The following is a 10934-nucleotide window of genomic DNA, read 5'->3' as shown; positions in this document are numbered from 1 at the left end:
GTGGGGGCGGCTTCTCCCTGTTCGCGGCCTAGGGCGCGCGGCGGTCGCGGGCGCCGAGGCCCTCGTCGTCGGAGTCGGTCCACAGGGAGCCGTCGTAGGGCGTGTCCGGGATGGGGACGAGGTCGGGGCGGACGGGCGCGTCCGGTGCGGCGGTCGTCCGCAGCAGGGCGAGGCTCTCGCGCAGGTGGTCGGCGTCGGCGCGGACCCTGCGGACCTCCAGGCCCCCGCTGCCCAGCCGCTGTTCCAGCCGGGCCACCGCACGGGACAGCTCGTCCAGGCTGCGCTGCATCGATGACAGGTCGTCGTGCACGGACATGACGTGACCTCACTTCCGTCGGACGCGGCGGAGCCGACCCTGGGTGGCGACGTTCATGCGCCTGCGAGTGTCGCAAGTCACACCTGCCGCTGGGAAGGGATGTGCAGCGATTGGCCGGGGCGCATCGGCGCACCGCGCCCGCCGTTGGGCCGACCGGGTGGCCTTACGCACCGTCGCCGCCGTGTCTCCCTGCGTGGCTGAACCGTTTCCTCTTCAGTGGCCGCATCCCTATCCGGATACAAATGATCAACTTCAATACCGCATATAACGCGTATCGCGCATATGCCGCCATCAGCGATCACCATGCCCGCGGCCTTCCGGAGGTAGCAGAGATGTCCCACGTCGGCGTCGGACCGCGCGCTGTGATGCGCTCGGTCGCGTTCCTCACCGCGGGCGCGCTCGCGGTCCCCGCGCTGGCCGCGTGCACCTCCGAGGAGCCGAAGGGCAAGCCGCTCGCCGGGCGGGACACCGCCGCCGCGGCCCGCGCCCGGGTCTCCGACGGCGGCACCCTGCGCTGGGCCGCGGACTCCGTGCCGGAGACCCTGAACGCCTACCAGTCCGACGCCGACGCCACCACGGCCCGCGTCGCGCAGGCCGTGCTGCCCTCGATGTACCGGATGGACGGGACCGGCCGTCCGGCCCGCAACGCGGACTACCTGGAGTCGGCGGAGGTCGTCGACACCGAGCTCAAGCAGGTCGTCGTCTACAAGCTGAACCAGCAGGCGGTCTGGAGCGACGGCCGGGAGATCGGCGCCGCCGACTTCGCGGCCCAGTGGCGCGCCCTGTCCGGCAAGGACAGCGCGTACTGGACCGCCCGCAACGCCGGCTACGACCGCATCGAGAAGATCGAGCGCGGCGGCGACGACCTGGAGGTCAAGGTCACCTTCAGCCGGCCCTACGCCGACTGGAAGTCCCTGTTCTCGCCGCTGTACCCGAAGGACGTCATGGGCACCCCCGACGCCTTCAACGACGGCGCCCGGCGCCGGCTCAAGGTCACGGCCGGCCCCTTCGCCGTGCAGCGGGTCGACACCAAGGAGGACGAGGTCGTCCTCACCGGCAACCCGCGCTGGTGGGGCGAGCCGGCCAAGCTGGAGCAGATCGTGCTGCGCTCGGTCCCCCGCGACAAGCGGGTCTCCCAGCTCGCCTCGGGCAAGCTCGACCTCGCGGAGATCGACCCGGAGACCGCCGAGGAGGTCACCGTGGCCGCCGGGCCCCGGGACGCCGGCACCGGCACCCCGCTGATGGGTCCCGAGGGCAGCCCCTCCGCGAGCCGGCAGGGCAGGTCCGCCGCGCAGGCGTTGCGCTCCTGGGCGATCGCCAAGGGCTCCGACGAGGACGCCGCCGACGAGGAGACCCTCGCCCGCGAGGAGCGGGAGGAGACGCTGGCCAAGCGGGAGCGCAGGCAGCGGGCGCTCAGCGGCTTCGAGGTGCGCAAGTCCCTGGAGCCCGCCTACACCCAGCTCGCCCTCAACGGCGCCGACGGCCCGCTCGCCGACGAGCGCGTCCGCCGCGCCGTGGCCCGGGCGCTGGACCGGGGGAAGCTGGCCAAGGCCGTCCTGGGACCGCTGGGTCTGCCCGCAGAGCCGGTCGGCAGCCACGTCGCCCTGGCCGGGCAGCCCGCCTACTCCGACGGCAGCGGCGCGCTCGGCGAGCAGAACGCCAAGGAGGCCCGGGCCCTGCTCGCGGACGCCGGCTGGGTGCCCGGCGGGCCGGTGAAGAAGCAGAAGGAGGCCGAGAAGGCGGCCGGCGCCGAGGGCGACAAGAAGGGCGACGGCGGCGACGACAAGGAGTCCGAGGGCGACGACGGCACGTACATCGTCGGCGAGGACGAGAAGAACGACGGCAAGAACGAGGGCGACGGCAGGGACGACGGCGCCAAGGACGACGGCGCCGACCAGGAGAGCGGGGAGAAGCACAGCAGCGGCAAGAACACCGCGCAGGGCGGCGCCCCCGGCGCCTACGCCCCCAAGGGCACCGCCGCACCGGCCGCCGCCGAGGCCCCCGTCGCCAAGGACGGCAAGGCGCTCACCCTGCGCTTCGTGCTCCCCTCCGGCCCCGGCTCGGACGCGCTGCGCACCGTCGCCGACCGCGTCTCGGACATGCTGGAGAAGATCGGCGTCGGCACCGACATCACCAAGGTGCCGGACGAGAGCTACTTCAAGGACCACATCGCCTCCGGCGAGTACGACCTGGCGCTCTACTCCTGGCCGGCCTCCGCCTACCCGGCCACCGACGCCCGCCCCATCTACGCCAAGCCCGTCCCGGCCGCCGACGGCTCGCTGAACGTCGCGCAGAACTACACCCGGGTCGGCACCGACCAGGTCGACCAGCTCTTCGACCGGGCCATGGGCACGCTGGACGAGGGGGAGGCGCGGGACCTGCTGCGCAAGGCCGACTCGCGGATCTGGGCGGCGGCCGGCTCCATCCCGCTCTACCAGCGCCCCCAGCTGGTCGCGGCCCGCAAGAACCTCGCCAACGCCGGTGCCTTCGGCTTCGAGACGCCCGTCTACCAGGACATGGGCTTCCTGAAGAAGGGCGCGAACGGCTCCCGGCCCTCGGCCACGCCCTCGTCCTGACGCGGCCTCCGACCCCTCCCGGCAAGCCCCAGCCCCCGGAGCCCCGTACCATTGGGTGAGGCCGTGGCATGTACCGCCCGGCAGGCCCGCGTGACACGGACGTACGCGAGGGCCGTCCACACACCCTCCGGGAGTACGCCTCATATGGCCACGCGCCACGACATCCGCAACGTAGCCATCGTCGCCCACGTCGACCACGGCAAGACCACCATCGTCGACGGCATGCTGAAGCAGGCCGGTGCCTTCGCCGCCCACCAGCTCGAGGGCGTCGACGACCGCATGATGGACTCGAACGACCTGGAGCGTGAGAAGGGCATCACGATCCTCGCCAAGAACACCGCGGTGAAGTACCACCCGAAGGACGGCGGGGACCCGATCACGATCAACATCATCGACACCCCCGGCCACGCCGACTTCGGCGGCGAGGTCGAGCGCGGTCTGTCGATGGTCGACGGCGTCGTCCTGCTCGTGGACGCCTCCGAGGGCCCGCTGCCGCAGACCCGCTTCGTGCTGCGCAAGGCGCTCAGCCAGCGGCTGCCGATCATCCTCTGCATCAACAAGACGGACCGCCCGGACGCCCGGATCGACGAGGTCGTCAACGAGACCTACGACCTCTTCCTCGACCTGGACGCCGACGAGGAGCAGATCGAGTTCCCGATCGTCTACGCGTGCGGCCGGGACGGCGTGGCCTCCCTGACCAAGCCCGAGGACGGCACGGTCCCGTCGGACTCCACCAGCCTGGAGCCCTTCTTCTCGACGATCCTCGACTACATCCCGGCCCCGGTCTACGACGAGGAGGCCCCGCTCCAGGCGCACGTGACCAACCTGGACGCGGACAACTTCCTCGGCCGCATCGCGCTGCTGCGCGTGCACCAGGGCGAGCTGAAGAAGGGGCAGACCGTCGCCTGGATGAAGCGCGACGGCTCCGTGTCCAACGTGCGGATCTCCGAGCTGATGATGACGGAGGCCCTCACCCGCAAGCCCGCCGAGAAGGCCGGCCCGGGTGACATCTGCGCGGTCGCCGGTATCCCCGACATCATGATCGGCGAGACCCTGGCCGACCAGGAGAACCCGGTCCCGCTGCCGCTGATCACGGTGGACGAGCCCGCGATCTCCATGGTCATCGGCACCAACACCTCCCCGCTGGTCGGCCGCGGCGCCACCGGCAAGGGCGCGGACAACAAGGCGGCCGTCAAGGACCGCAAGGTCACCGCCCGCCAGGTCAAGGACCGCCTGGACCGCGAGCTGATCGGCAACGTCTCGCTCCGCGTCCTGGACACCGAGCGCCCGGACGCCTGGGAGGTGCAGGGCCGCGGTGAGCTGGCGCTGGCCATCCTGGTCGAGCAGATGCGCCGCGAGGGCTTCGAGCTGACCATCGGCAAGCCGCAGGTCGTCACCAAGGAGGTCGACGGCAAGACCCACGAGCCCGTCGAGCGCATGACGATCGACGTCCCCGAGGAGCACATGGGCGCGGTCACGCAGCTCATGGGCGTGCGCAAGGGCCGGATGGACAACATGTCCAACCACGGTTCGGGCTGGGTCCGCATGGAGTTCGTGGTGCCCTCCCGCGGTCTGATCGGATTCCGGACGGAGTTCCTCACCCAGACCCGCGGCACGGGTATCGCCCACTCCATCCACGAGGGCCACGAGCCCTGGTTCGGCGCCCTGACGACCCGCAACAACGGCTCGCTGGTCGCCGACCGCTCCGGTGCCGTCACCGCGTTCGCGATGACCAACCTCCAGGAGCGCGGCGTCCTCTTCACCGACCCCGGCACCGAGGTGTACGAGGGCATGATCGTCGGCGAGAACTCCCGCGCCGACGACATGGACGTCAACATCACCAAGGAGAAGAAGCTCACCAACATGCGGTCGTCCTCGGCCGACTCGTTCGAGGCGATCGTCCCGCCGCGCAAGCTCTCCCTGGAGCAGTCCCTGGAGTTCTGCCGCGACGACGAGTGCGTCGAGGTGACCCCGGAGGCCGTCCGCATCCGCAAGGTGAACCTGGACGCCCGCGAGCGCGCCCGCGCCGCGAGCCGCGCCAAGCACGGCTGACCCGCCCGCAGCGAACGGCACCGCACACCACGGCCCGCGTGGTGTGCGGTGCCGTTTCGCATGGCCGGCCGGCGGCCGGCGGGAAGAGGTAGGGAAAACCCTAGATTTCGCCGCGGGTCCGCTCGGGGCGGGCCGGCCGGCACTAACCTGCGCGGGAGCACCCGGGGCGTCGCGCTCGCGGACGGGGGCCGAATCCGGTGCGAGACAGAGCTGTCTGTCAGCTTGCACCTCCCGAGGGTCACGCGCAATCAATTTCTGTCGCGCGGACGTCCGTTATACGGACAGTGACTCCCGCTAGATGTGTAACAAGTCCGTTTCGCAGCGATCTCGCACCAAACCCTTTGTCCGGATTTTGAAAGATCTGGCCCCTATCTGTGATCGAACCGAGACCTCGAACCAGTGGTTCGTTCCCCGGAGGATGGCAGATAGTTAGGCGCGTAGAGCTCGGATGAACGGGTCGTGCGCTGACGGGGCGCAGGCTCGCGAGCGCGAGGCGCCACTCGGTCGCCGGCCACCTGTGAATGGCCGGGATGTGTCGGGTGCTCCTCTTTGCGGTGAACCAGCGGATTCATGAGGAGGAACCCATGCGAGGTGCCACAAGCGCCATATGGGTCGCATCGTTCCCGATGGCAGGTGTAGGCCCCGCGGGTGCGTTCAGTGCCGCAACGGTTGACGCGGCGGCGGCGCGACGTCGCGAACTTCCTTGACGACGCGTTCCGTCGGTCGGTGACCCGACCGCGAGCCAGGGTTCTCCAGGGGCGGCCGCCCCTCCGTCGTTGTTCCCCTCGCGCGCTGCGACACACGTACGCCGTGCGAAGGCCGTCGGACCCCCCGTGCAGTCCCGACGACCTCCAACCTGTGAAACGGACGAATCATGACGAGTCCAATCGAGATCGAGGGTGCTCAGGCCTCTCCCGTCCTGGACAAGGAGCGCGCGCCCGAGGGTGACGCCCCCAAGCCCAAGGAGCCGGAGGGCCGCAGCCCCGGGCAGTTGATGTGGGCGCGCTTCAAGCGCGACCGCACGGGTGTGGTCTCGGCCTTCGTCGTCCTGTTCTTCTTCGTGGTCGCGGCGGCGGCGCCGCTGATCTCGATGGTGTACGGCAAGGACCCGTACACGCTGTACGGGCAGGAGAACCCCGACCTGCTGGACATGTTCACCATGCCCGCCGCGCCCTTCGGCGGCATCGACGGCGAGTTCTGGTTCGGCATCGAACCGGGCCTGGGCCGCGACGTGTTCACCCAGCTGCTGTACGGGATCCGGACCTCGCTCGCCACCGCGCTGGCCGCGACGCTCATCATGACCATCCTGGGCGTGCTGATCGGCCTGGCCGGCGGCTACTTCGGCGGCAAGATGGACTACTGGCTCGGCCGGATCACCGACTTCTTCATGGCCCTGCCCAGCCAGCTGTTCTTCGTGGCGGCGATGCCGGTCATCACCACGGTGTTCGTCGCCCCGGACAAGGAGACGCCCACCTACGTGCGGGCCTGCGCGATCATCATCGTGCTGTCCTTCCTGGGCTGGATGAGCCTGTCCCGGATCGTCCGCGGTGCCACGATGACGCTGCGCGACCGGGAGTTCATCGAGGCGGCGCGCATCTCCGGGGCCTCGCCCTGGCGCATCCTCCGCAAGGAGCTGCTGCCCAACATCGTCACCCCGACGCTGGTGCAGGCGACGCTCACGCTGCCGAGCACCATCCTCAGCATCGCCTTCCTGTCCTTCGTGGGCGTCGGGTACGTCGAGCCCACGCCGGACTGGGGACGGATGTTCGCCATCGGCGCCAACATCGTCGAGCAGGACCCCTACTACATGCTCTTCCCCGGTATCGCCATGGTGATCTTCGTCGTGGCCTTCAACCTCCTCGGTGACTCGGTACGGGACGCCTTCGACCCCAAGACCAACCGCTGAGCCCAGGGGAAATCCCCCCACATCCTCGCCCGGCCGGTTCGGTGCCGCTCAGCACGGCCCCGGCCCACGCACCAGCAGTGCTCACTACTCACAGGCAGGTGGATTCGTCCCTATGAGCATCTTCCGTAACCGCACCGCCTCGGCCGCCATAGTCGCGGTCGCCGCCGGCGCTCTGACTCTCACCGCCTGCGGTGGTGGCAGCGACAGCTCCTCCAAGGACAACAGCAAGCAGAAGGAGGACGCCAAGTCGCAGTCGAAGCCGGTCCAGATCGGCGACGCCGCGGCGTCCACCGGTCCGGCCGCCGACGTCGAGGGCGCCAAGCCGGGCGGTATCGCGACCGTCTACCAGGACACGGACTTCTCCCACCTGGACCCGGGCCAGATCTACGTCTCGGACGGCAAGCTGCTCAGCCGCCTGATCTTCCGCGGCCTGACCCAGTACGACGAGGACGAGAACGGCAACCTGACCGTCGTGGGCGACCTCGCCACGGACGCGGGCAAGTCCTCCGAGGGCGGCAAGACCTGGACGTACACCCTCAAGGACAACCTGAAGGACGCGAACGGGAACCCGATCAACGCCGCGGACATCCGCAACACGGTCGAGCGCCTGTACTCGAACTACATCACCGACGGCCCGACCTACCTCCAGCAGTGGCTGTCCGGTGACGGCACCACCTACCGCGACGCGTACGCGGGCCCGGACAAGGGCAAGCACCTGCCCGACTCCGTCCTGGAGACGCCGGACGACAAGACGATCGTCTTCCACTTCAAGGAGGCGCGTCCCGACGTCCCGCAGATGCTGACCATGCCCGGTTACAGCGTCGTGCCCGAGGAGACGGACACCAAGGCGAAGTACGACAACGCCCCCGTCGCCGTCGGCCCGTACAAGATCGCCGACTTCAAGCCGGGCAAGTCGATGAAGCTGGTCAAGAACACCCAGTGGGACCCCAAGTCCGACTCGGTGCGCCACCAGTACGTCGACGGGTTCAACATCGAGATGAACCACGACGACGAGGACCAGACCAAGACCCTCCTCGCCGACCAGGGCGAGGCCAAGAACGCGATGATGTTCACGGGCCAGGTCGCCACCACCCAGCTCCAGAAGGTCGTCGGCGACAAGCAGGCGATGCAGAACCGCACCATCCAGGGCTACGCCCCGTACGTGTGGCAGCTGAACTTCAACCTGGACCGCATCAAGGACAAGAAGCTCCGCGACGCGATCACCCTGGCGCTGCCCTCCAGCGCGGTCTTCAAGGCCGACGGCGGCGCGTACGGCGGTGAGGTCGCCAACTCCCTGATGTCGCCCACCACTCCGGGCTACGACGGCAACTACGACCCGTTCAACCGCTCCAAGAAGCCGAACGGTGACATCGAGGCCGCCAAGAAGCTGATCAAGGAAGGCGGCTTCGAGGGCAAGAGCCTCGTCTACGCCTACGGCAACACGCCGGTCCGCCAGCAGCAGGCCGTCCTGATCGCCGACGCCCTGGAGAAGATCGGTCTCGACATCCAGAAGAAGGAGATCGACTCCGCCACCTGGTACGAGCAGGTCGGCAAGGTCAAGAACGGCTACGACCTCTACATGACCGGCTGGGGCCAGGACTGGCCGTCCGCCTCCACGGTCATCCCGCCGGTGTACGACGGCACGCAGATCCAGGACGGCGCGTCGAACTACTCGCACATCAACGACGACCACGTGAACTCCGAGATCAAGCGCATCCAGAAGATCGCCGACCCCGCGGAGGCCACGAAGGCCTGGGCCGAGCTGAACGAGTACATCTCCAAGGAAGTCAACCCGGCCGCCCCGATCTACTACACCAAGGTCTTCCAGATCTTCGGTTCGAACATCGGCGGCATCCGCTACAGCTCGGACTCGAGCTACGTGGACGTGACGCGGGTCTTCCTCAAGAAGTAGTCCGTTCGGTCGGGTGACCGGTGGGGGCGCGCGGCGGAGCGCCCCCACCGGACCCGGATTCCCCCAGACCTCCCCATCCGACTGCCGCAGTCCTGAGAGCAGCTGTCTGCCATGCTTCAATTCCTCATTCGCCGGTCCTTCGGCGCGGTGCTGATCCTGGTACTGATCAGTGCCTTCACCTTCTTCATGTTCTTCGCGATCCCGCAGGACCCGGCCCTGCTGGCGTGTGGCAAGAACTGCACTCCGGACGCGCTGGAGATCATCCACAAGAACCTGGGCCTCGACAAGCCGGTCACCGTCCAGTACTGGAACTTCCTGATCGGCATCTTCGCCGGCCGCGACTTCGCGGTCGGGCACTGCAGTGCCCCGTGCTTCGGTGTCTCCTTCGCGAACAACCAGGACGTCTGGGACACGATCATGGACCGGTTCCCGCTGACCGTCTCGCTGACGGTCGGCAGCCTCGTGGTCTTCCTCATCCTCGGTCTCGGCGCCGGCCTGCTGGCCGCCCGCAATCGCGGCACCTGGATCGACAAGGTCTTCAGCTCCGGTTCGCTGGTCGTCAGCTCCCTCCAGATCTACTTCCTCGGCCCGCTCGTGCTGCTCGCGTTCGTCTACAGCACCGGCTGGCTGGACAAGCCGAAGTACGTACCGATCTCGGAGGACGCCGCCGGCTGGTTCGCGGGCCTGCTCATCCCCTGGCTCGTGATGGCGACGATCTTCACCGCCAACTACACCCGCATGAGCCGGTCGTCGATGATCGAGCAGTTGCAGGAAGAACACGTGAGGGCGGCCCGCGCCAAGGGCATGTCCAGCAACTACACCTTCTTCCGCTACGCCTGGCGCGGCTCCCTCGTGCCCATCGTCACCATCCTCGGCATCGACCTGTCCGCCCTCATGGGCGGCGGCATGGTCACCGAGCTGACGTTCGGCCTCGCCGGCATCGGCCGGCTCGCGCTGGACTCCGTCATCAACAAGGACCTGCCGATGCTGATGGGCGTCATGCTCGTCAGCGCCGCGCTCATCATTGTCTTCAACCTGATCGTGGACGCCCTGTACGCCGTCATCGACCCGCGCGTGCGCCTGTCCTAGGAGAACCACCGTGACCACTCAGACCAAGCCCGAAGAGGCCCCGGCCGCCGCCGCGGGGGACGCGTTTCTCTCGGTGCGCGACCTCAAGGTCCACTTCTCCACCGAGGGCGGCGTCGTCAAGGCGGTGGACGGACTCTCCTTCGACCTGGAGCGCGGCAAGACCCTCGGCATCGTGGGCGAGTCCGGCTCCGGCAAGTCGGTGACCAACCTGGCCGTCCTCGGCCTGCACGACCGCCGCAAGACCGCCGTCGACGGTTCGATCACCCTGGACGGCCAGGAGCTGACCGACGCCGGTGAGAAGCAGCTGGAGAAGCTGCGCGGCAAGAAGATGGCGATGATCTTCCAGGACGCGCTCACCGCCCTGTCGCCGTACTACACGGTCGGCCGGCAGATCGGCGAGCCGTTCATGAAGCACAACGGCGCCTCCAAGCGGGACGCCCGGGTGCGCGCCATCGACCTGCTCCAGAAGGTCGGCATCCCGAACCCGGAGAAGCGGGTCGACGACTACCCGCACCAGTTCTCCGGCGGTATGCGGCAGCGGGCCATGATCGCCATGGCGCTCTCCTGCAACCCGGACCTGCTCATCGCCGACGAGCCGACCACGGCGCTCGACGTGACGGTGCAGGCGCAGATCCTCGACCTGCTCAAGGACCTCCAGCAGGAGTTCGGCTCCGCGATCATCATGATCACCCACGACCTGGGTGTGGTCGGCAACATGGCCGACGACATCCTGGTCATGTACGCGGGCCGGGCCGTCGAGCGCGGCTCGGTGCGCGAGGTGCTCAAGACGCCGCAGCACCCGTACACCTGGGGTCTGCTGGGTTCGATGCCCAAGCTCTCCTCCTCCGTCGACGAACCCCTGATGCCGATCCCGGGTTCGCCGCCGTCCCTGCTGAACCCGCCCTCGGGCTGCCCGTTCCACCCCCGGTGCGGCTTCACCGACCTGGTCTCCGGCAGCCGGTGCTCGGGTGAGCGTCCGTTGCTCCCCGACGGCCGCGCCGCCGCCTGTCACCTGACGGGAGACCAGCGGCAGCAGGTGTTCATCGAGAAGATTCAGCCCCGGCTGGGCTGAGCGGAAACCGG

Annotated in this window: 7 protein-coding genes; 6 read left to right on the top strand and 1 reads right to left on the bottom strand. The window is 68.8% G+C overall.

The window, feature by feature from the left end:
- Nucleotides 1-28: 28 nt before the first annotated feature.
- Nucleotides 29-316, bottom strand: coding sequence for an Rv0250c family protein (locus IE108_RS04475; RefSeq protein WP_064729656.1), 288 nt, complete (start codon nt 314-316; stop codon nt 29-31).
- Nucleotides 317-648: 332 nt separating this feature from the next.
- On the opposite strand from IE108_RS04475, the gene IE108_RS04470 reads away from it, so the two are divergent.
- From IE108_RS04470 to IE108_RS04445, 6 genes are all read left to right on the top strand, one after another.
- Nucleotides 649-2892, top strand: coding sequence for an ABC transporter family substrate-binding protein (locus IE108_RS04470; RefSeq protein ID WP_064729657.1), 2244 nt, complete (start codon nt 649-651; stop codon nt 2890-2892).
- A 144-nt stretch (nt 2893-3036) separates the two neighbouring features.
- Nucleotides 3037-4944, top strand: a complete 1908-nt coding sequence (gene typA, locus IE108_RS04465; RefSeq protein WP_064729658.1) for a translational GTPase TypA — start codon at nt 3037-3039, stop codon at nt 4942-4944.
- An 874-nt stretch (nt 4945-5818) separates the two neighbouring features.
- Nucleotides 5819-6850, top strand: a complete 1032-nt coding sequence (locus IE108_RS04460; RefSeq protein WP_064729659.1) for an ABC transporter permease — start codon at nt 5819-5821, stop codon at nt 6848-6850.
- Between the two features lie 112 nt (nt 6851-6962).
- Nucleotides 6963-8762, top strand: a complete 1800-nt coding sequence (locus IE108_RS04455; protein ID WP_064729660.1) for an ABC transporter substrate-binding protein — start codon at nt 6963-6965, stop codon at nt 8760-8762.
- A 111-nt stretch (nt 8763-8873) separates the two neighbouring features.
- Complete coding sequence (locus tag IE108_RS04450; RefSeq protein ID WP_064729661.1) at nt 8874-9851, top strand: ABC transporter permease; 978 nt, start codon at nt 8874-8876, stop codon at nt 9849-9851.
- Between the two features lie 10 nt (nt 9852-9861).
- Nucleotides 9862-10923 (top strand): ABC transporter ATP-binding protein, encoded by a 1062-nt coding sequence (locus tag IE108_RS04445; RefSeq protein ID WP_064729662.1) that lies wholly within the window; start codon nt 9862-9864, stop codon nt 10921-10923.
- The last annotated feature ends 11 nt before the right edge of the window (nt 10924-10934 follow it).

The organism is Streptomyces parvulus, from assembly GCF_014648855.1.
In the GTDB taxonomy this organism is placed as follows: Bacteria; Actinomycetota; Actinomycetes; order Streptomycetales; family Streptomycetaceae; genus Streptomyces; species Streptomyces parvulus.
The sequence above is the reverse complement of the archived record's forward strand: the minus strand, read 5'-3'. Positions and strand labels throughout refer to the sequence as shown.